This is a genomic window from Grimontia sedimenti, from assembly GCF_011045095.1.
In the GTDB taxonomy this organism is placed as follows: Bacteria; Pseudomonadota; Gammaproteobacteria; order Enterobacterales; family Vibrionaceae; genus Enterovibrio; species Enterovibrio sedimenti.
Genome location: NZ_JAALDL010000001.1, coordinates 51,174 through 74,040, shown reverse-complemented (window position 1 = coordinate 74,040; position 22,867 = coordinate 51,174). Strand labels below are relative to the sequence as shown.

General features: G+C 48.2%; 16 protein-coding genes. 7 read left to right on the top strand and 9 right to left on the bottom strand.

Annotated elements, in window-relative coordinates; all coding sequences use genetic code 11:
- Positions 1-139 precede the first annotated feature (139 nt).
- The 3 genes from G5S52_RS00325 (at position 140) to G5S52_RS00315 (ending at position 3,062) form a co-directional block, all read left to right on the top strand.
- A complete protein-coding gene (locus tag G5S52_RS00325) occupies positions 140-919 on the top strand; it encodes a hypothetical protein (RefSeq protein WP_165011306.1) in 780 nt (259 codons plus the stop codon).
- Between the two features lie 71 nt (positions 920-990).
- Positions 991-1,893: a hypothetical protein gene (locus G5S52_RS00320; RefSeq protein WP_165011305.1), complete on the top strand. Its 903-nt coding sequence runs from the start codon at positions 991-993 to the stop codon at positions 1,891-1,893.
- Positions 1,894-1,907: 14 nt separating this feature from the next.
- Positions 1,908-3,062 (top strand): hypothetical protein, encoded by a 1,155-nt coding sequence (locus G5S52_RS00315; RefSeq protein WP_165011304.1) that lies wholly within the window; start codon positions 1,908-1,910, stop codon positions 3,060-3,062.
- Between the two features lie 345 nt (positions 3,063-3,407).
- On the opposite strand, the gene G5S52_RS00310 is transcribed toward G5S52_RS00315, so the two are convergent.
- The 3 genes from G5S52_RS00310 to G5S52_RS00300 form a co-directional block, all read right to left on the bottom strand.
- On the bottom strand, positions 3,408-3,851 hold the full coding sequence (locus tag G5S52_RS00310) for a hypothetical protein (RefSeq protein ID WP_165011303.1): 444 nt from the start codon (positions 3,849-3,851) through the stop codon (positions 3,408-3,410).
- 336 nt (positions 3,852-4,187) lie between these two features.
- Complete coding sequence (locus tag G5S52_RS00305) at positions 4,188-4,880, bottom strand: DUF2589 domain-containing protein (RefSeq protein WP_165011302.1); 693 nt, start codon at positions 4,878-4,880, stop codon at positions 4,188-4,190.
- A 48-nt stretch (positions 4,881-4,928) separates the two neighbouring features.
- The gene (locus G5S52_RS00300; protein ID WP_165011301.1) at positions 4,929-5,441 is read right to left on the bottom strand and encodes a DUF2589 domain-containing protein; all 513 of its coding nucleotides are present in this window, start codon (positions 5,439-5,441) and stop codon (positions 4,929-4,931) included.
- A 354-nt stretch (positions 5,442-5,795) separates the two neighbouring features.
- On the opposite strand from G5S52_RS00300, the gene G5S52_RS00295 reads away from it, so the two are divergent.
- Complete coding sequence (locus tag G5S52_RS00295; RefSeq protein WP_165011691.1) at positions 5,796-7,514, top strand: RluA family pseudouridine synthase; 1,719 nt, start codon at positions 5,796-5,798, stop codon at positions 7,512-7,514.
- Positions 7,515-7,678: 164 nt separating this feature from the next.
- Here the strand turns inward: G5S52_RS00295 and G5S52_RS00290 are convergent, their stop codons facing one another.
- The gene (locus tag G5S52_RS00290; protein ID WP_165011300.1) at positions 7,679-8,755 is read right to left on the bottom strand and encodes a hypothetical protein; all 1,077 of its coding nucleotides are present in this window, start codon (positions 8,753-8,755) and stop codon (positions 7,679-7,681) included.
- Between the two features lie 919 nt (positions 8,756-9,674).
- Between G5S52_RS00290 and rarD the strand changes: the two genes are divergently transcribed.
- Entirely contained in the window at positions 9,675-10,574 is a 900-nt protein-coding gene (gene rarD, locus G5S52_RS00285; protein ID WP_165011299.1) for an EamA family transporter RarD, read from the top strand.
- Between the two features lie 107 nt (positions 10,575-10,681).
- Here the strand turns inward: rarD and G5S52_RS00280 are convergent, their stop codons facing one another.
- The 4 genes from G5S52_RS00280 to G5S52_RS00265 all read right to left on the bottom strand — a co-directional run bounded on the left by G5S52_RS00280 (position 10,682) and on the right by G5S52_RS00265 (position 16,556).
- Positions 10,682-11,023, bottom strand: coding sequence for a PilZ domain-containing protein (locus tag G5S52_RS00280; protein WP_165011298.1), 342 nt, complete (start codon positions 11,021-11,023; stop codon positions 10,682-10,684).
- A gap of 403 nt (positions 11,024-11,426) precedes the next feature.
- The gene (locus G5S52_RS00275) at positions 11,427-14,576 is read right to left on the bottom strand and encodes an efflux RND transporter permease subunit (protein ID WP_165011297.1); all 3,150 of its coding nucleotides are present in this window, start codon (positions 14,574-14,576) and stop codon (positions 11,427-11,429) included.
- A gap of 6 nt (positions 14,577-14,582) precedes the next feature.
- Entirely contained in the window at positions 14,583-15,704 is a 1,122-nt protein-coding gene (locus G5S52_RS00270) for an efflux RND transporter periplasmic adaptor subunit (protein WP_165011296.1), read from the bottom strand.
- 327 nt (positions 15,705-16,031) lie between these two features.
- On the bottom strand, positions 16,032-16,556 hold the full coding sequence (locus G5S52_RS00265) for an NADPH-dependent FMN reductase (RefSeq protein ID WP_165011295.1): 525 nt from the start codon (positions 16,554-16,556) through the stop codon (positions 16,032-16,034).
- Between the two features lie 252 nt (positions 16,557-16,808).
- On the opposite strand from G5S52_RS00265, the gene G5S52_RS00260 reads away from it, so the two are divergent.
- Entirely contained in the window at positions 16,809-18,371 is a 1,563-nt protein-coding gene (locus G5S52_RS00260) for an ABC transporter substrate-binding protein (protein WP_165011294.1), read from the top strand.
- A gap of 84 nt (positions 18,372-18,455) precedes the next feature.
- Entirely contained in the window at positions 18,456-21,362 is a 2,907-nt protein-coding gene (locus G5S52_RS00255) for a methyl-accepting chemotaxis protein (RefSeq protein ID WP_165011293.1), read from the top strand.
- Between the two features lie 53 nt (positions 21,363-21,415).
- Here the strand turns inward: G5S52_RS00255 and G5S52_RS00250 are convergent, their stop codons facing one another.
- Positions 21,416-22,780 (bottom strand): MATE family efflux transporter, encoded by a 1,365-nt coding sequence (locus tag G5S52_RS00250; protein ID WP_165011292.1) that lies wholly within the window; start codon positions 22,778-22,780, stop codon positions 21,416-21,418.
- Between the last annotated feature and the right edge of the window lie 87 nt (positions 22,781-22,867).

Below are 22,867 nucleotides of genomic sequence, written 5' to 3'. Positions count from 1 at the left end.
AGGGGTATAACAAATTGGATTTGTCTTCTTCATTGAGGGCTATCAATACTGTTGTTTTCTGTGCGTTTATCGAAGCCAGGCAAGGGTGCATACCCAAACGACCTGAAGATTCTCGCATTTAGGCTGTATGGGTATAGATATGAAGACAAAGCTGATGACACCCAATGGCATTCGCGTTTGGCAAGGCTATCGCAGTTTGCAGTATCAAGATGATATCGAGGGTTTCCTAAGTAAGCTGGGACAGATTTTCATTCCGGTCACGGTACAGTTAATGTCGCCGATGGGACTCAGGATGTATTACCCCGCCATTGTGCCTCAGCCCACCGATTGCCCTAAAAATAGACTTCCCAACGAAATCGCACTGGTGGGTTATCCTTCCCAGCAAACGTACTTTGATGCCTCTCACCAAACCGTCGCGGGCCGCGCCTATTCCTCGCTTCACCAAACCGTTTTCAACTTCGATACTGGCAATATGCCGGCAAGTTTTTCTGATTTCCCCATCGCCTATCCCGGCCCCTCTCAGTTCAATTGGAAGACCCCTTACTACTTTTCCGGCGAAGCCATCGACTGGCATGAATTGTATGTGGGCGTGTTGATGTGGACTTGGCCTGAAAGCCTATTGGCAGACAAAAAAACGCTCGCCATCGACCTTTTGGATCTATGCAACGAGCAAATGGGAAGCAATAAAAACCTTTTCGAAATCATCGCGGTAATGCAGCAAGACTACGGCATCATATGGTTCGCATCTGATGCATTGCGCTGGCCGGCCAACATTCTCCAATACCTTGAAGCTAATGAATGCCGCACAGTGATGAAGGCATTCCACGACATTACCAATATCTCGCCGCTTTTCAGTGAAGACGACAACGGCATTGCAGTTTCTTTGGGAGAGGCGCTGGACGTGCGTCTTTCCACTTAGCACAACGTCAGAAGTGACTGACCCAATAAAAATATTCCGTATCTATTACAGCTAGCAATAAGGAACGAGCCATGAATACCCAAGCGCTCATTGAAATCACGGTTCAACCGGACAACTCACTGCAATTGGTCAACCTACCCAAAGTCCCGATAGGAACCCATTGCCAATCCATTACCGCCAGCACCAGCCTCGAGGTCAACGGCACCTCATTTTCGATATTCGTTCAGCCGGAACCCGCTACTTTCATCGTCTGCAAAACCTATGACGTTGAAACAGAGACTTACTTCAAGCAAGAAGCCACTATTGCCGTCGACTCTCCCATCGCTCAACTTCATAGTTTCTATTTTGGTGGCCAGCCTTGGCTGCTGAGTTACCACCCAGACTCTGAATACGTGCAGTTTTACCGATTCGACGACAAACAGGTCACCATTACCCCAGTCACAGGCATTCGCGTTGGCAAGGGCTTCACAACAGTTCAGCCTTTGTATTATCGCAATGATGTTTTCTTCGTGGCATACAACAAAAACACAGGCGATGTCGTGAAGATGCAAATAGTCGCTCCCGCCCATTCAGCGCTTTATGCACAGAAAGTGTGGTCTGCCACCTGGGCGCAAGGCTGGACGCGGTTTGCTTTCTTCCGCCTTGGCGCAGAAAACTTCTTTATCAAAACCAATGAGAAGTACCACAAAGTCAATATTGATCACTTCATGGACAGCATTGAACTCGGCTCCCACCCTGTGCTAAATGAACCTGCCTCTGAGGAGATGTTAAGCCTGTCTGATGTTCAGACTTTCTACGACATCAGCCAGTATCCGTATTTCTTCACTTACAACCCAAACGGAGCGATGACCTTCAATCGGTTTGACGGCGATTGTGAAGGCTGGCAGCTGGCGCTTTCCAGCCAACAAAGTGCTGATGCTTCACTAATCCATACCGTCCAACTCAAAGAGTGCACACTCATTCTGATGCTATAAAAGGAGATAAAACCATGTCTCGTTATACTGATATCAATATAAGCACTCCCCAGATTTTGACCGCCGCTTCAAACACGCTTCCTTTGCCTGTGGTGGATTGGAGATTGATTAACCAAGCGTCCCCTACTCCCCTCCACATTGAGCCTGGCGAATTACCAAAAGCCGATACTGTATTGGTAACCTGGACGTCGGCTGAGTGGTCCGCGCTCGATCATGTCATGCTGAACAGCCATCAGGAACGCTTCCCACAAGATATAGAGTGGCGGAAAAACTGGCTCGGTTACGCTGACAATCACGAAGTCTCACCTTACTGCGATTCCCCTGAAAATCCCCCCATCTTCTATTTCCAATTGGTAAGTGTGAACGGCGCGGATAACCAGCAACAGCGGGTCTTGTTGGTCAAATCCCAAGTCCACCTTGCTCATCCACCCTGGCTTTCTGGCCTTGAAGCTATGACCGACATTCTGCTCCGCAAATCAGAAGCCAAACGCATCATTTCGACAGGCACAGCAGGAGGTGGCTCAATCGCGGATATGTTGGGCGCTGCCATCGTCACCAACAAAGCGCACATACTGCTGGCGAAACCCGAAAACGAAAGTTGCCCATACAACCACCACACCTTTACCTGCGAATCCTGGTTTCCTTCAACGTCACTGTACGCATCCACTCAGCATGCATTGATGTTCGCCATGGATCAGGTTTGGAATAACAACACGATCGACGACGCCATTACCGAGCTCAACCAAGACCCGCAAGGCGACCAGAGCGATAACCAGCCTACCTATACCTATCAAGATTTGATCAATGCACCGCTTGACCCTTCCAACCTTAAACAGGCACAAATTAAAGTCAGCAAAGGCCAGCCCTTACTCACCACTGACTATTACTTCATCGAGGGGAAAGAACCCAGCGATCCCTACTGCTTTTTGGAAATGGATGACGCTGTGATTGCCCATCAAGCCGAATTAGCAGGTATCGATTATGCGTTTATTCGCAATGTCTCTGACCCCATTGTGGTCACACACACTGCCAACGGAGAGTTAATCCCAGACTCCGTTCGTGGCAATTGGTCTGGCATTATTTACAAGCGATGTGGGTTCTACAGCAGCTTCAACAGCGTGATGATGTGTTGGGCGGCCATTGCAGGTGAGGGGAAAAAACCGGAATAGATAAGCTCGCCCTATTGCAATAAAGCAAACGAGGTTTAATCCAACTGATTAAACCTCGTTTGCTTTATTGGTCTGAGTTTATACCCAAACAACCTGAAGATGCAGGATTCAGCGAGTTTGACTGGCGTTGTGATCGCGGCGTTCCTTTGCAGGTGTAGTCACCTCCATCAAAAAGGAACAACAAAGGGCACGACGTCAGTCAACTCGCCCGAAGGGAGGGCCTCAATGCGCCCACTTCTTCGTTAAATTCCACGGAAATAGAACCACTATTCCTCGCGAGATTTGCCTCGAATTGAACGCATTGATGACCTCTGAACTCAAGCATCTCCAGGTCGTTTGGGTATATTAAGGATATTTGGTCAGCTTAGTGGCAATTTTGCTCGCCTTACCCGACAACAGACAATGTTCTGGGTTACCGGGAATAGGGTCTTTAACCACCGTCGCGCCCACTTTGTTCAGCCCGGCAACCGTCGAAACACAATATTGGCTGTAACCGCCAATCCCGGTTAGGTAATTGGAATAGGCCGCTTTGTTGCTGGTATTGGTGGTGCAATTCACGCTTAGACCGGAAATGGTGTCACCATCACTGGCAACGTGAACCCCACTGCCATTTTTAAAAGCTGTAGCTGAGCATTGCCCTGCCCGCACAACCAAACCGGTTTTCAATGGCGGGTTCGCACCCAAGAGCATTTCCTTAGTGTCACCTTCCTGTTTGGTACACCCAGAAATCAGCATGGCGCAGAGTGGCACGGCGAGTATTAACTTGGTGGCGTCGGTGTAACGGTTCATCTCAACCTCCCATCGCTAAGGTCTGTTGACCTTGGGTTGATGTATTATTCGCTTCGTTGTTGAGTCTTTGAAGCTCAGCAAACCCTTCGACTGCTTTGGTTAGCTGCGGCTTGCTGCAAGGGTCCAAGCTGAAAGTCAAATTGCAGCGAGGACATGAAAAAGACGTGCCTGACAGCAACATGTGAAGATCAAAAGAAATGCTGGTCTGGCAGTCAGGACACGGTAAATGGCTTTTCATCGATTCTCTCCCTTTGGTAAAAAGCCCGGCTGCTCATAGAGCCAACGGCTCCGGCGCACAAACAGCCGGGTAGAAGCATGGCTGCGAACTCTCATTCGCTACGATTTATCTGACGATTTCGCCGATCCCAAGGTGATTGGGCTAATGCTGTTGGTGAACGCCTGAATAATGGTCGTCACACCCTGTGGCAATGAAAGTTGCCCGGCATGCACGCTCACCGTGTACTTAGCGTTATTACTTTTCTGGTAGGACGATTTTTGTGAAGACGCCGATTGGCTGTCATGGCTGATACTGCCTTTCACTTCCACCGACCACCAGCCTTCGCCCAGTTTGGCGGAGAAGCTGCCTTGCTCACTGGTTTTGCTCGATGTGGATTTTGAAGACTCATCGGCATAGCTGGATTTCACTTCCATTTCAAAATCCACTTGCACGTTATCAACACCGAGAGAGTTGAGCGGAACAATTGTCAAAAGGGGAACATCAAACTCTGTCGTGACGTTGGTAACACTCACTTCAGGCGTTTCACCTTCTTTGGCTTCGCCTTCAGATATCACGCCACGGGTGATTTGCATGGTCACCATAATCGGTTCGAGCGTGTCTTTGCCCTTGTCTTCGGTATCTGACTTCTTAGTGAAGCAGGTATCCAACATAAATTTGGTTTGTGTCACTGCCATCATGCTGTTGGCTTGTGCTGCGGCGTTGAGTGGGCCACCAATCAACGCGCGCATAGGCAATCCCGCGAATTGTTGGGCCATCGAGACCAATGCTGGTCCTGTGCTGACGTCTGGCATGGTATTTCTCCTACTTGATGAATAATTGCAAAATTAAGCCAGACCCAATTAACCGGGGATCTGCGCTCTTAGTGCTCTCTCATAACCTTCAATTAATTTCCTTAATCCTTCAGGTGGCTCATCGGCATTAATGGTAATTTCCAGTTCCGCCATATGATTTGGGTTTTTATCAGCTTTAAATAAGCCGCCTGAATTATTTCCAACGAACGACACTTCCAATGCATTCGTTTCATTCACATTCACTTCTAAATTGGTTTTAAATTTCACTTCGTTAACTCTTGGGCTTGCTACCGGAACCAAAGTGAGCAAAGGAACATCAACCGCTAGGGTCTGAAGTCCGTCTGGGGTATCAGTCGGATATTCGATGGTCACGTACTTGGGACGATACGCAGTGCGCTCAGGCTCAGCAGGAGATTCAGCGCTACCGAGCCTACCTGAGTTGTTGCTCGGGACTTCGTCGAAAAATCGGCTGATGAGTTCCTGATTTTCGTTTTGCAGCGCCTGATTCGCTTTGGTTACGCTCAAATGAACGGCTGAAACCAACGCATCTAAATTAATCATGACTTGTTCCCTTCGCGTTTTATTTTGTAGAAATCAGTGTTGGCTTTAGCGGAAAAGAAGACAAATCGGATTTGGAATAGAGGCTATAACAGGAGAGAAACGTAAAAGCTAAATTGATGAATTAGAAAACGAACAAAAATAAAATTAGAGCATCAAGAAAAGAAAATATTTTATTAGTTTTTATAGACCGAACACTGTTTATATAAACCGCTTGCATATCCAATATCAATTCCACACGACGCCCTACATGACAACGTCACTCACCCCGTAGGAGACTGATATGCAGCAATGTGGTTTTTCTCACCTAAACAGGTAAAATCACGCCCCCAACCAAGGCACTGATAGATGAAGACCATGCACCAAGAAATGCTGTTTACCCCTGAAGAATTGTTCACCCGCTTTCAAGGCGAGACAGAGCAGTTCGAACTGCCAGGTGCATTTACCTTTCCCTTTTACTATCAGCCACATCCGCTTTGTGTACTGGCGGCAGATCAACTGCAACAACACCTCGCAAGGCAGACAGATTGGCAACATGACTTCGGATTGGATGAAACACAGGCTCCAAGACTTGAAGAGTCTGCCGAAGGCACAGGCAAAATGTTTGGTGTGCTGCTGGTGCGATCACCACAAGGCGAACTGGGCTATTTCAGTGCCTTCTCCGGAAAAATTGCTGACCAAAACTTACTGCCTCGCTTTGTTCCACCTGTGTTCGATATGCTGGCGGAGGAGTGTTTCTTCAGAACCGAGCTGGAAGCAATCACTGAGCTAAATACCCAAGTCTCGACACTTTCTGCCAATCCTTTGTTAGAGCAGTTGGGTGCTCAACTTGCGCAAATGCAGATCGAATACGAGGCAGAAGAACAGCAACAACGCCAGCGAATGATTGAAGGCCGCGCCACCCGAAAACAAGAACGAAAACTGGCGGAAGAAACCTTAACAGGTGATGCCCTGAAAGCCGCATTGGACGAACTGGCAAAGCAAAGCGTGGCAGAGAAGAACACGCTTAAATACCTGAAAATGGCGTGGGACGAAAAGATCCAAGCTATCGAATCACAGCTCAGCGCATTAACCACAGATATCGAGCACGCCAAACAGCAACGTAAAACGCTCTCGAACGCCCTCCAGAACAAGTTGTTTGAGCAATACCGTTTCCTCAATGCGCTTGGCGAAGAGAAGTCACTCAAAGCAATCTTCGCGCCCACCACCAATCCAACGCCTCCAGCGGGTGCCGGTGAATGTGCTGCACCTAAGCTTCTTCACTTCGCTTACAAACACGGCTACACACCGTTGGCAATGGCGGAGTTTTGGTGGGGTGTATCGCCAAAATCCGAAGTGCGTCAGCACAAAAAGTTCTACCCTTCTTGCCACGGAAAGTGTCATCCCATTCTTGGGCACATGCTCGAAGGCTTAACGGTTGACCCAAATCCACTTGAACAAAACTGGGCAGAAGATAAAACGCTGGAAGTGGTTTATCAGGACGAAGCGATTGTTGTGGTCAACAAACCCTCGGGCATGCTTTCCGTGCCGGGCAAGACGATTAAAGATTCCGCCTACACCCGCGTGATTGAAATGTTCCCGGATGTAGAAGGCCCTTTTGTGCTTCATAGATTGGATCAGGCGACGTCTGGTTTGTTGGTATTCGCCCTCACCCGTCGCGCAAACAAAAGCCTACAAAAGCAATTCATCACCCGAGGAGTGGAAAAACGCTATATCGCCATGGTGGAAGGTGTGATTGAGCAAGAACAGGGGGAGATTAACTTACCGATGCGTGGCGATCCAGACGATAGACCGCGCCAGTTGGTGTGTTTTGAACACGGCAAACCTGCGACCACTTATTGGCAGTTGATTGAAGTGAAAAACGATCGCAGCAAACTCTACATGCACCCAAAAACCGGCCGAACCCACCAGCTCCGCGTCCACTGTGCACATTCGAAGGGGTTAAATATGCCTATGGTTGGCGATGTACTTTATGGAGAGCCGGATACACGCCTCCACCTGCATGCTGAGCAGTTATCGTTTGACCATCCGTATACGCATGAGCGAATGACGTTTGGGGCGGAGTGTGGGTTTTAGAGGAATTGAAGGTTAAGGCTGGGGTTTGGCTCTTAGTTCTTCCCCCTTTTCAAGGGGGAAGTTAGATGGGGCTTGGTTCTTTTGGAAATGGCGTATTACAACACACCAAACATGAAAAATGTATTGTTTAAATTTCAAGCGTTGGTGTTGCTTTTAGATAGAGCTTATGAAAGTTGTAAAAGTTTATCCAGTCCAATATTTTTGCGTAAATCTAATATTTCATCCACACAAACTTCTCCTAAATATTCATCGCGATGGCGATAGTAAACTTTAGCTTTAGAGCCTACATCCAAGAATTCCAATTGCTCTCGGTAAAAGTCAAATCTCAGCCAAATAGTCGCAGCACCTATCTCAGCCACTTTATCCCCACCTTTAACTGGCTTACCTTTATCATCTAGAAACTCCATATAAACATTAACATTCCGATCTAAATTATCGAATTTCAGTTCACACTCATAATGCTGATAATTAATATTTATTGAAGTTTCTCGACACGCACTAAAATCATACTCAACACGAAAATCAGCAGAAATACCACTAATTTCAGACAAAGTTTTTGAGCCTTTAAAAAAGTATTGGCTAAGATCCTCTTCAGTATTCCAAGGGCAACATTGGTAACGTTTAATTAAAATATCATTGAGAACTCTTTCTGTCAGTTCATAATCGTGTAATTCATCTTCCCCTTTACAATAGACTTTAAACAGCCGTTCTTCTACCTTATTATTTTTAGAAAGCAGAAAGTTGGCAACACGATCAAGTAGGGATGCTTTTTTGTAGAGATTACCCTCTGAATCATAAAACTTAACTTTTGCTCCATGCCAAAGCATCTCTTCTTCAGATAAGCTTCCGTAGTCAAAGCAGGGGGGGAAATCGCCTGAAACTTGAACTCTCATTCTGGAGACATCACCATTTTCTACTATAGCAAAACCATAGCTACCACCTGAGTCATAGTTACAGAATGCGATAAACTCGCTAGGCTCTCCAATTGCATGATAAATATGTTGAGCCACAGATTGGTCGTTATCGAATAGAAGTTTATCAACAATACTTCCATTAAAAACAAACACCACATCTTCGAAACGTTGTACCATTACATCGTTAGTATTGCGTATATCAAACTCATTAGAGCGAGGCCAAGGAATTTCCTTCACATCAGTTTGACACAAGCTCTCAACTAAGTTTTCAACACCTGTACCTTCATGCCCCACTCGAAAAGCAATACCAGCTAATGAAACTCCCATAAATAACCACCTAACTATCTAGCATATTGTAAGATTAAAAGCTCTCACAATATTTCATCCTTGTATTCCATTAATAAAATATTGATAAGCTAAAGCGGTAAAAATGCGACCTGATAACTCTTATTAAAGACGATATCCGCATTATGTTCCCTAGCAGCTAACCAATTCCTTAAAAAGGCCTTCTTAATTAGTCAAAAGCCACATTACTTTAAAAAAAAACCGACCATATGCAGAGCATAATTAGTGTAAATCACGGGCAATGAAAAACGGAACCAGCTTGTAAAAATTGAGACCAAGTGCACTAATTTGATTAGGGTAAATAATAAAATTACACCCACAAATAGAAGGGTTTTATATGTGTACTAATGGTTTTCGTCACTAACGACCAAAAAGAGTCATTCATACTAATTTTTTGTTCTTTAAGATTTCTAAAAATTACCAACAGCAAAATTATCGAAAAAGTGGCTTAGTCCTAATTACCCCAACAATTTTTCGAAATTCAAATCAAAGCTATTTCGTTAAAAAACCAGATATTTATTTCTCGTATAAGAAACAAAAAGGGCTAAGAACCAATCCCCTATCCTAACCTTCAGCTTCGAAAGGAGAAGGGACTAAGAACAGGATTAGAAACGGATTCTGTATCAACGGCTACCAAGCAATTAAAAGTGACAGGCTGAACGCTTTGTAATGACCAAAATTTCCGAGTAAAACACTCAACTTTTAATGTTAAATTATTTCGCCAATCCCTTCAGATAGCTGCTCTTTCAACCATTGAAAACATCCAAAAATTCACCATTTCTATACGTCCAGATAAATCCACAACCTAACGCGTTATTCTTTCACCTTAGTCACTTTACAAATCCAGATCTCGCTATACAATCGCGCATCCTCTGACCACTTTTCATCCAGGTATTTATCTATGAGTCCAACACGTTTTGGTAACGTGATGGCGGCTGTTGCCTTCCTGTTGTGGGGCGCAATGCCGCTCTATTACCAATTTTTGCCTAACGCAGCCATGGATGAGCTGTTGGCACTTCGTATTCTCGCGTCGTTGCCGTTTTTACTTTTGGTGCTTCAACTGCGCAAAGCCAAGTCGCCGAACTGGGCAGCGTTGATTGCCGACAAGCGCTCGTTTCTCTTTGCGGGCATCGCCTCTGTCATGATGTGTGTCTCTTGGAGTGCGTTTACATGGGCGATGACCAACGATCGCGTGTTGGATGCGAGTCTTGGCTATTTCATTAACCCACTTCTGGTGATTGCACTGGGTGTGGTGGCGTTTAATGAAAAGCTCTCTTTGGGGCAGAAAGCCGCTGTCGTTTTCGGCACCTTGGGGTTGAGTTATCAAATCTGGCAATACGGTGAGCTGCCTGTTGCTGCTTTGCTGATGGCGGTGGGTTTTGCGTTGTATGGCTGGTGTAAGCGTCATGTGAAATATGATGCGATTTCAAGCCTGTTGGTGGAAACCATTGTGCTTCTGCCGATTGCGGCAATCTACATGGCGTACAAGATGGGCTCAGGTACCAGCGTGGCTATATCCGGTGATATATCGACTCTGCTGCTTTACCTTGGCGCTGCGCCAGTGACTTTGTTGCCGCTGTTCTTCTTCTCTGAAGCGGTAAAGTATGCGCAAATGTCGATGATTGGCTTTATGCAGTACATTGAGCCTTCATTGCAGTTTGTTCTGGCAGTAGCAGTATTTGGGGAGACGTTTGATAGCGTGAAAACCGTGAGCTTTGGTCTGATTTGGCTGGGCTTGGCGATCAGCATTATCGAAAGTCTGGTGAAGGTAAAACCCAAGCCGGATTTGCCGCAACACTAGGGTCTGATGGCTTTCTAGCAAAGCGTTGCGAAAGTAAATGTTAAGGGGGCGTCATGCCCCCTTTTTGATCTTTGTTGAGTCGCGCCATAGTATGCAGCAAGCCAATTTTAGTCCCGACTGTATTTTTTTCTTATTCGAATCTGTTCTTTATTCATGATTTTGAGTTCGACCCCATGATGGAGTTTGATGACCAACTCATCCTCCTCCCTTCTCAGTGGTTTACCCTGGATCTCTATCTCGCCACCATCGTCAAATTGAATAATGCCCGCAATCACTTCCCCATCAACAATCTGGGTATCCGCTTTCACTTCAATGCGGATCCCCTGCTCTGAAATTTCACTCACACGGAAAGATTCCCCATCCCACAGGAAAGAAGGCATTTCAGGCTCGTTATATCTAAGCCTAAAGAAATTGCGGTGCTGTTCTTCTTGCTCTTCGTCTTTTTCCATCGGCGTGCTGACTCCCGATTGCCGGACTCCTATCTTTCATATTAGGGGCTGTTGACCTTTGGTGGTTAAATTTTGTTCTAGCCCTAAGCGTTTTAGGCACGGCGAGGTGTGTGCCGCCTATTCATTCTAAGCAAATACACCTCAACAAAGCATAAAACGTTTAGGGTACGGGAATCGCAGTCGAACCCTCCGGGCAGCGTTTGTGGGGAATTTCTGCTGCGTTATCGGCTTCTCATGTAGGCTAGCTACACATCGAAGCCTCTGCCTTGCATAAAATCCCCACAAACTGCTGCAAAAATCAATCACCAAAGGTCAACAGCCCCTAGAAGTTCATAATGATAGCACCTGAACTCACACAAAAAGAAAAGGCACCCGAAGGTGCCTTTCTTGTTCGTACGGAGAATCAGTCTTCGAGTTCTACCAATTTGGTCGAACCGCCGTGGTGCTTCTCACGCAACCTCTGGATGAGTGCGAAGAATCCAGGGATCAGGAAGGTACCGGCCAGCAGCACACAGAGCAGACCGCCTGTCAGCGAGATACCCAGTGAGTTCTGGCTGATGTGCCCTGCACCGCTTGCGAAGATCAGCGGCAGAATACCCAGAATGAATGACCAGGACGTCATGTTCACCGCGCGGAAGCGCAGCTTACCGCCCATCACAGCCGCCTTATCAATCGGCAGTTCATTCTGTTCACGCTCGTTCTTACCAAATTCCACAATCAGGATGGCGTTCTTCGCTGCCAATGCAATCAACAGAACCAGACCAATCTGTGCGTACAGGTTGAGCGGTGTGCCTGTCATTGCCAGCGCCAGGAAGGAGCCCAGCGTTGCCACCGGAACCACCAGGATAATTGCCAGCGGAATGCTCCAACTCTCATACTGCGCCACCATGAACAGATAGATAAAGATCAGTGCCAGTGCGAACGCGTAGATAGCCAGGTTACCTGCTTGTTTCTCTTGGTAAGCCATGCCTGTCCATTCGTACTGGTAGCCCTGTGGCAGCATTTCTGCGGCAACACGCTCCATCGCAGCAATCGCGTCTCCGGATGAGTAACCCGGCGCCGGCGAGCCTTGAATCACCGCTGAACGGTACATGTTGTAACGCCATGCGACGTCTGGCTCAAACACCTGCTCAACATCAATCAGAGTGCTGAGTGGGATCATCTGGCCCGACGTTGAACGCACGTGGAAGCGTCCCATGGAGTCCAGATCGTTTCGGTAATCACCATCTGCCTGAATCGTCACGCGGTAGTTTTTACCGAACAGGCTGAAATCATTCACATACATACCTGCCAGGTTGCCCTGTAGTGTGGTGAAGATTTCAGAGAGCGGAATGCCTAGTTGTTTCGCTTTCTCACGATCAATGTCGATGTAGAAGTGCGGTACGTTTGCGCGGAACGTACTGAAGGTACGCGCGATTTCCGGCTGTTCGTTGGCTTTCTGCATCAGTTGCTGCATCACCATCGCCAGATCGCCACGGCTACGGCCTAGGGTATCTTCAAGTACAAACTCGAAGCCTGAAGCAGGACCCATGCCTGGCACCGCTGGAGGACCCATCGCAAAGATGATCGCCTCTGGCAACTGCATCGCCGCTTTCACGTTAATGCGGTTAATGATGTCGAACGAGGAATGATCGCCATCCAACGCCTGACGGGTTTCCCAGTCTTTCAGCTTCACGAACATCGACGCACCGTTAGATGCCGCCGCACCGGTCAGGAACGCATAACCGTTCGCGACGGTCGCGCCATCTACGCCCGGCTCCGATGTTACGATTTCACCCAGCTTACGGGTCACTTCTTCGGTACGGGACAGAGAAGCGGCATCCGGCAACTGAACGTTAATCAGCATTACGCCCTTATCTTCCTGAGGCACGAAACCGGTCGAGGTGGTTTTCGCGAAGTAGCCTGCAGCACTGACTGCGACTACAAACAACACACCCAGCACCGCGGTTTTACGGACAAGGAAGCCCGCCGCTGCACCGTATTTGTTCGTTACTTTCTCAAGGCCATTGTTGAATGCCTTGAACCAGCGCGCGTGGTTGTCGCCGCCTTGACGCAGCACCAGCGAACACATGGCCGGAGACAATGTCAGTGCGTTGATGGACGAAATCAGTACCGAAATACAGATGGTCAGCGCGAACTGGCGGTACATGATGCCCGTGATACCCGGCAGCATCGCAACCGGCAGGAACACCGCCAGCAATACCAGTGTGGAAGTGATAATTGGACCCGTTACCTCTTTCATCGCCAGCAGGGTTGCCTGACGCGGGGTAAGGGATGGGTCTTTCGCCATGTTGGTATCAACATTTTCGATAACCAGAATGGCGTCATCCACCACAATACCGATAGCGAGGATAAGACCAAACAGGGTCACGGTGTTGATGGTAAAGCCGGCTGCCAACATGACAGCAAAGGTACCAATCAGGGAAACCGGAATCGCCACAACTGGGATCAGTGTTGAGCGGAAACTACCGAGGAAAAGGTAGGTAACCGCGATAACCAGAAGCACCGCTTCCACCAGCGTTTTCACTACGCCCTTGATGGACTCAGCAACAAACAGTGTGGTGTCGTAACTGGTTTCGTAGGTCATGCCTTCTGGGAAGTTCTGCGAAAGCTGCTCCAGACGATCCATCACCAAACCACCACTTTCCAGCGCGTTTGCGTCAGATTGCAGGTTCAGGATAACGATAGAAGCCGGTTGGTCGCGGAACTGACCATTACCTGTGTAGAACTTCTTGCCCAGCGAAACTTCTGCGATGTCTTTCAGGTACACCATAGAGCCGTCTGGGTTCGCTCGGACAACTACTTCTTCGAACTCTTCCACCGAGCCTAAGCGGCCTTTGGTGACCAGCTTGAAGGTCATTTCCTGTGCGTTGTTGAATGGCGGCGCGCCGATGTCACCGGCAGCCACCTGAACGTTTTGCTCAGAAAGCACCGAACGCACATCAGAGGTGGTGATACCGAGATTCGCCATCTTCTCTGGGTTTAGCCAAACACGCATCGCGTATTCACCGCCACCCAGCACGTTCACCTCACTGATGCCTTTAACACGCGCGATCTGATCTTTGATGTTCAGGTTGATGTAGTTCACCAGAAACTGATCATCGTACTTGCCTTCTGGCGAGTAGAAGTTCAGAACCATCAGAAGGTCTGGGGAACGTTTTTTCACCGTCACACCGACCTGACGCACTTCCGGTGGCAACTTTGATTCAATCTGCGCCACACGGTTCTGCACGTTCACCTGCGCCATGTCTGGGTCAGTGCCGATATCGAACGTCACGTTCAGGTTGTAGGAGCCATCGTTCGCACTCTTGGAAGACATGTAGATCATGTTTTCCACGCCGTTGACCGAGGTTTCTATCGGGTCGGCGATGGCCTGTTCAACGACTTCTGCACTCGCACCGGAATACACCGCGGTCACGCTCACTGAAGGCGGGCTAATGCGCGGATATTCCGCCACTGGCAGATTAAGCAATGCGATTGCACCTGCGAGCGTCAGAATAATAGATATCACCAGCGCAAACTTAGGGCGCTGGATAAAAAAGCGACTCAACATATTCGGTTACGCCCCTTGCCCTTCAAGGCGAACAGTCATGCCATTACGCACGCGTTGCAGACCTTTGGTCAGCACTTGCTCACCATCATTCAGACCACCGCGAATAATCACACCTTGCTCGGTTTGAGGACCCAACTCGACGTTTCGACGCTCAACGATGTTGCCCTCTTTCAGCACCATCACGAAATCGCCTTCAAGGTCGGTTTGTACTGACAAACGCGGGATAACCAGCGTCGGCGTGGTGTTCTTGTCTTTCACAATCACTTCCACGTACTGACCTGGCAACAGGCGGTGCTCTGGGTTAGGGAATTTGGCACGAAGCGCGATAGTACCGGTTTGGGTGTCGATACGGTTGCCCAGGTAATCAAGGTGACCCGCATGTTCGTAGTCGAAGCCTTTGCCGAGTTTCAGCCAGACTTCCACATCGCCACTGCGACCTTTGCCAAGGCCTGACATTCGATCAGCACCGGATTGCAGGCGGTCTTTTTCACTCATCGAGAAGGAAGCTTGCATTGGGTCAAGGCTGACGATGGTCGTCAATACACCCGTTGAAGGCGAAACCAGATCACCAATACTTGCTCGGCTTTCACTGATGCGGCCGGTAAATGGCGCGCGAATGGTGGTGTGCGAAAGGTCAGTTTCCGCCGCTTGAAGCTGTGCTTCAGCGGCTTTAAGTGCGGCTTCTGCCTGCAGTTTCACTGCGGTTAAACGGTCAAATTCAGACTGACTGATACCACCACGGGGCAACAAATCCTGTCCACGATCGTAATCAAGGTTGGTATTGGTCACGCCTGCCTTTGCCTGTGCGACAGAGGCTTTTGCACTGGCGACTTTCGCTTCATAAAGAGAGGGATCAATTTGGTAAAGAAGCTGACCAGTGTTTACCATTTCGCCTTCATTGAAGTAGCGCGATTTCAGGTAGCCTGAAACCTGAGGAACAATGCCAACATCTTCCATCGCTTCAGTACGACCGACAAAACTTTTCTGAGGCTGGTAATCAATCAACTCTGCTGATTCAACAGCAACCAGTGGGGTGAACGCATTCTTCTGCTGCGCTTCCTGTCCGCCACAACCGGCCAGAAGCGTTGCGCTAATCAGCGCTGGAAGTAACAACTTCCGTTTGATCATAGTTTTCTCCTTCCCTCAACCCTAAAAAGTCGAGCAAAAATCATGGTTATTATTAGAAAGCACATGGGCAGGCATAGCTCGACGGAACTTGATTATTTTGTGTGGAAAGGACTGGGTGTTATATGTACAACTGCCCGTAAATTCACCACTTTTTGCCGCTCAGCGGCCATGCCGCTTTGATTATGCCAGTGGTTCCTTACTGGAACCTGTACGAGCCCAGTAAACATCGACTCAGAGCAAAGATTTGGGGGAGGGAAACAACAAGGAGGAAACAAAAAAAGGCCAACAATGTAACAACTGTTGACCTTCTACTCAGAGGCTTAGTTTCTATCCTAACTGAGCCATGGCTTCTGCGAGTTGCGCATCTAAAGATTCATCACTCAACTTACCAGCTTCTGCGTCAAAATTATCGTAGAACGAAGGCACAGACAGCGTCGCTTTTACATCGCCATTGAAGTGAGGAATTGAGGTCGCTGCGGATGCCAACACATTCTTCGCACCACCTGGGCCCGGCGAGGTTGAAAGCAGTACCATTTTCTTGCCTTGGAACACTTTTTGATTGATACGTGAAGTCCAATCAAAGATGTTTTTGTATGCTGCTGAATACGAGCCATTGTGCTCAGCAAAAGACACCACTACCGCATCCGCTTCACCGATTTTGGCAAAAAGTTGCTGTGCCTTTTCAGGGCTTCCCAGCTCCTGTTCGACATCCACACTGAAAAGTGGCATTTCGTAATCATTCAGATCCAACACTTCGGTTTCAGCATCTGCCAGCAAGCTTACTGCGTAACTCACGAGTTGTTTGTTAATGGATGTTTTGCTGTTTGACGCTGCGAAAGCAAGCACTTTCATAACCTTCTCCTTGTCGTTATTTGCCCTCCTACTCTCTTAGCCCTAGCTAATAAAGTCAATGCCTACGGGTAAAGTTTAAAACAGACATTAGTTCATAATATTCATAGGGTTATTTCACTTATAGAGATTTATTGAGACATATGCTTCTAAATTAAGGCAAAGCTTAACTACACTTTTGATTGATAAATCAATTATTCAGTCTGGGTCACCGATGCCCCGACATTTTATTTTTTGAACGCCAAGGTAGTTGCAATGAAGACAGTCAAAGCGTTTTTGAAAGGTATGTTAATTCTCGCTCTTTTCGCTCCGATGTCTCTGTGGGCAGAGCCTGTCAAAGGGTCACACCTCAAAGTGTTTATTCCCAGCCTTCCGTACATTTATATTTCTCACTCGATAAATGCCGCGCTGTTGCGTCCGGCAAATAACGAGCAAGGGTGGGAATATGATATGGCGGTGGCGCACCGAAAAATCGACGATAAAACCTATGAGTTCGATCTTCGCCAAGGTGTGAAATTTCAGGATGGCAGCCCGTTTAATGCGGATGCGGTCATTATGAACATGGAATACTTCAAAAAAGCGCCCTTCCTGTTCACCAAAATTGATCGCGTTTTCGACCGCGCAGAAAAAATTGACGATTACACGGTCCGCTTTCACCTGACAGAAAAATATGGTCAGTTCCTGAATGATGCCATTTGGATTCAGTTCTACACCCAACCTTATCTTGAGAAATACGGCTGGAACGGCAAACCAACCTGTCCTAACCTCGCCGAGCCTGGTCCTTATGGTTTAGGTCCATACATTCTTAAAGAAGGCTACATCGAGGGCGACAGGCAAACACCGAAAGCGGTGTTGGTTGCGAATCCAAACTACTGGAACCCTGAATACCCGAAAATCGAAACAGTCACGGTTTACACCGAACTGGATAGCAAGGTGGCATTGGAGATGGCCTCCGACAAAGAAGGTCAGTTGGATATCATGCCTATTCCGGTCTCTGAGAAAGATCGGGTATCCAATTCCCGTTATTCAAAACTGGTCACAGCGCCGTCCACCGACAACATTGCCATTCACATGAATCTTAGAAACGGCAACGAACGTTTGATGGATGAGGAAGTGCGCGTCGCGCTAAACAAAGCCATCGACCAACGAAGACTCCTCAACAAGTACTACCGAGGCGAAGGTCAGATCAAACCTACGTTGGCAGCTCCGCTTTATCCGGGCGTCGACAAGGTGGTCCAAAACCTCAAAGCCTATTCAGAAGTACAGGATCCTAAATCTATCCGTGATGACCTCAAGGCCAAGCTCGATGGTCTGGAGCTGAATGTCTACACCCAGGACCGCTTCATGTACATCTGGAAAGGTATCGACCGCGATCTGCGTAAAGTCGGCGTGAAGCTGAACTTTGATATCACATCCAGTGAAAAGGACGTGTTTGGACAACTGCTCGCAACCAACGCGAGAAAGAATACCAAAGAGTGGGATTTACTGGTGTGGGGTGACGACGACTGGTACTACAACCACCCTTGGTCAGCGTTCCTCGTCTATCGTACACACAACTACTGGAGCACCATCTTCCCTGATAGCAAGCTGGACGGGTTTATCGACGAAATGTTCAGAGAGTCAGTCGGCACGCCAGAGTTCGACCGCGTCGCGGAAAAGATCATGCGACACGTCTACAACAGCGGCTACATGCTGTTCGTTCCCACCCCTAACAAGGTGCTGGCGGTCAACAAGGAAGTGACATACACCCCATACAGGATGGCGAATATGCCGCTTTGGGAAATTGAGGTTTCGTCAAATCACTGGTCGGTGCGCTAACGAAAACGCATTTCGGTGGAATACTCGAAAAACAGGGAAGCTTCTTTGCCGGAGCTTCCTGCTCGACAATAAAAAGGGTGTCAGATGTTTGGAAAGCTAAAGATAAAACTCTTGCTTATCTTCCTCTTTATTGGCGTTTTGCCCATATTAATCGTGGGCTACCTTGCGCTGGTAAAATCCAGTGATGCGCTGCATAAACAGGCATTTGCTCAGCTTGTCAGTATGCGGGAGGTCAAGAAAACGCAAATCGAGTCCTACCTCGAACGCGCCATGAAGGACATCCGAATTCTTGCAGGCAGTGAAGACACCAAACAGATCCAGAAGTTGCTCTCCTTCTATGCTGCCGATGAAGAAATCGAAGCCGATGAAGAATTTTATACGGACACTTATGAATACGAAGAAATCTGGCAGTCCAGCGGTAAAACCCTGAATGACTTTGTGAACGTTTATGGCTACTCAGATGTTTATATCATTCAGGCCAAAACAGGCCATGTCATTTTCTCCGCCCGCCGCGATAAAGATCTGGGTACAAACCTGAATTTTGGGGACTATAAAGACAGCCCTCTCGCCACTTTGTACCGCCAAGTGATCAGCAATAACACCATGGCTGTTCAGGACTACCAGAGATACGCAGCCAAAAGCGATCACCCTTCAGCTTTCATTGGCGCGCCAATCACAGACTTAGCAGGTGAAACCCTCGCCGTCGCTGTTCTCCAGCTATCCATTGATGAAATAAACCAAATCATGCTGCAACGTACAGGCATGGGTGAAACAGGCGAAACATTTCTGGTTGGCCCTGATTATTTGATGCGTTCCGATTCGTATCTGGCAGACCAGAGCCACTCCGTGATGGCGTCATTTGCCGATCCCGATAAAGGCAGCGTCAAAACGGATGTCACTGAGAAAACGCTCAAGGGTGAAACCGCCTTTGAGGTGGCAGAGGATTACCGAGGAGTCGCCGTATTAACGGCCTACACACCGATTAAATTTGGAGACACGACCTGGGCGCTGGTTGCAGAAATCGATAGTGTCGAGGCTTTTAGCGAAGTTGATGCACTTAAATGGCTGATCGGTTTCGGCTTGTTGGCGGGTGTTGTCATCATTACTCTCATCGCCATGGTGGTGACTCGCTCACTCACAAGGCCTATCCTCAAGCTCACTTACAGCTTGGAAAACGTTGCCACCTCAGGTGATTTTTCAACACGGGTCGATGTCACGAGCCGAGATGAAATCGGCCAGTCTGCTGCCGCCTTTAACACCCTAATGGACAGTACGCAAAATGCGATTGAAGACATCAAGAAAGTGATGGAAGGTCTGGCGGAAGGTGACTTCAGCAACCGCATTGAATCTGACCTGAGAGGCGACTTGCTCTCGATTAAACAAGCCACCAACACGTCACTGGAAAACGTTGAAGAGTCCGAGCGAGCGAAAGCAAAACTGGAATGTGAAGCTAAAGATAAAGCTGAGGAGAATGCCCGGGTTAGGCAAGCACTGGATAATGTTTCCACCAACACCATGATTGCCGATGCCAATTACGACATCATCTACATCAACCAGTCAGCCACCAAAATGCTGACTGATGCTAAAGAAGATTTCGGCACCGTTATTCCTCAGTTCAACCCCGAAAATGTCATGGGTCACAACATCGACTTTTTCCATAAAGACCCTTCACACCAGCGCCGTCTATTAGACCACTTGGAAGAACAGTATCGGACAGAACTTGTTGTAGGAAACCGAACGATGGCCATTTCCGCTAATCCGATCATCGATGATAACGGTGACCGTATCGGCACTGTCATTGAATGGGAGGACAGAACGGCTGAAGTTGCTATTGAGCGGGAAATAGACCAAATGGTGGAAGCCGCATCAAAGGGAGATTTCTCCATTCAGTTATCGCTTGAGGACAAGCGTGGCTTCCACAAGAATCTGGCAAAAGGTCTGAATGGACTCACTACCAACACTGATGCGGCGCTTGCAGATATGCAGGGTATTCTGGGGGCTATGGCCCGTGGTGATCTCACCAAGCGCATCGACAAAGACTATCAGGGCCGATTTGCCCAACTGAAAATTGATGCCAACGCGACAATTGAGCGTTTAACGCAAGTGATTGGCAACATCCGACAGGCTTCCTCTACTATCTCAAACTCTTCGAACGAAATTGCTTCAGGCAACCGAGATTTAAGTCAGCGTACGGAAGATCAAGCGACGTCTTTGCAGGAAACGGCTGCCAGCATGGATAACATGACTGAGACCGTTAAGCAGAGTGCTGATAATGCCGTTGCTGCCAACAAGCTCAGCGACGAGGCAGTAGAGAAAGCACGCGAAGGCGGCAATGTTGTGATGCGCACCATCACTGCGATGGATCAAATCAGTGGCGCCAGTAACAAGATTTCCGACATCATTGGCGTTATCGACGAAATCGCTTTCCAAACCAACCTGCTCGCACTCAATGCCGCCGTAGAAGCTGCACGTGCTGGTGAACAAGGCCGTGGCTTTGCTGTGGTAGCCGGGGAAGTACGAAGCCTAGCCCAACGTTCTGCCGAGGCTGCTAAAGAAATCAAAGACCTGATACGAGACACCAATAAAAAGGTCGAAGACGGTGCCATGTTGGTTGCCGAATCCGGCGATACCTTGCAGGAAATCCTCAGCATGGTGGAAGAAGTGGGCAGCAAGATGTCAGAAATCAGCGAGGTCGCCCAAAACCAAAGCAGCGGCATCGAGCAAGTGAATGTTGCCGTTTCGCGCATGGACACCATGACTCAGCAGAACGCCGCATTGGTGGAAGAAGCCGCCACTGCTGGTGAAAGCATGCTTTCACAAGCTCATGACATGAGCGCCATGATGGAGTTTTTCACCATCGATGAAAGCAAGGAGCCCGTAAAAACACCCAAGTTCAATAAGACGCGCAAAAAAGCCGTCGTTCCGAAAAAAGCCAAAGCGAAGCCCAAACCTACCGTCGATGATGATGAAATAGAATGGGACGAGTTTTAAACCATTTAGGGGAGCAAATGCTCCCCTACTTTTTGCTTGTCGGCCGGTTAACCTTAGGCAATGGCAGGACGTAGTTCCGGCCGCTTTTTTCGTTGTTTCAGAATGTCATGCCACATCAAGGGTATGACCACCGAGGCCAGCACCACGTTTGAGATTGGCATTGCCAGCCAAACACCTTCAAGACCATAGAACTTCGGCAGCACATACAGGAATGGGAACTGCACCAGCATATTGGCAACGGAGATACTGAGCGATTTCGCGCCTTTACCCACGGACAAGAAGTACATGGAAGCCAGAATAATCAAACCATCAAGATACATGGCTGACAGGTGTAGCCTGATACCTAACGTTGCTTCCTGAATCAGGGCTTCATTACCGCCGTTAAACATGCCAATGACAAAGTCCGGGAACAAGTTCAGTACAGCCAGCCAAATAAAACCAGCAACCAGTGACACCATAGTGGCCAGTTTCGCGACCTTCACTATCTTCGAGTAAGACTGCGCGCCATGATAGAAGCTCACCTGCGGCTGCATACCTTCTGCGATACCCTCAGCAACGACGTAATAGAGCGTCATCAAATAACCCACGACAGCAAACGCAGCCACGCTGACAGATGTGCCGTATTCCGCAAACAAACGGTTATGAAAGCCCACCAGCACGCCGTAATACATGAACATCACTAGCGAAGAGCAGCCAAGTACCAAGCTCTGGCCTGCGTCAGAAAAACTGAACTTAAGCGGGTTGCGGAAAATGCCCAGGAAAGAACGGGAAGAACACAAATACAACAGCCCTATCAGCACACTCACGGACTGTGCCAATACTGTTGCAACCGCAGCGCCTTGCAATGCCCAACCCAGCACACCAATGAACAGATAATCCAGCACAATGTTGGTTAAAGCACCGACGACCATCATCGTTGTAGCAACAAAGGGGCTATCGTCATTGCGGATAAGAAATGGCAACGCACCTGCCACCACCGTTGCCACGGCGCCGATTTTAAATACCGTCAGATAATCATTGGCATAGCCGTGGGCAATGCCGGTAGCACCTTGAAGGTTAACGAGAAAGCCGCCGAAGCAAACAAGATAAAGTGATGCCAACGCACCGAGTAAGACCGTCAGCACAAGGCCCGTTACCATAGCGCTTCGCGCCTTCGCAAGGTTTGATTCACCGCGATAGATGGAGACTAGGCTGCCGGCCCCCATGCCAATCATCAATCCAAGACCACCCACCACGGCAATCACAGGCCAAGCAATATTAATGGCTTCAAGCCCTTCCGCACCAATGTAGTGGCCGACGAAAATGCCGTCCACCAGCTGATAGAGACCATTGACGATCATCGCCGCAATTGCGGGAATGGTGAATCGCCAGAACGTTTTAGTGATCGAGTCACCTTGGTTGAGATCTGTTACATGCATAAAAGAAAAACTAAAAATGGAAATGAACAAGGGGATTTTCACGTTGTATAGCTATAGATAAAAGTTAAAATCAATCTCAAAAGCGGA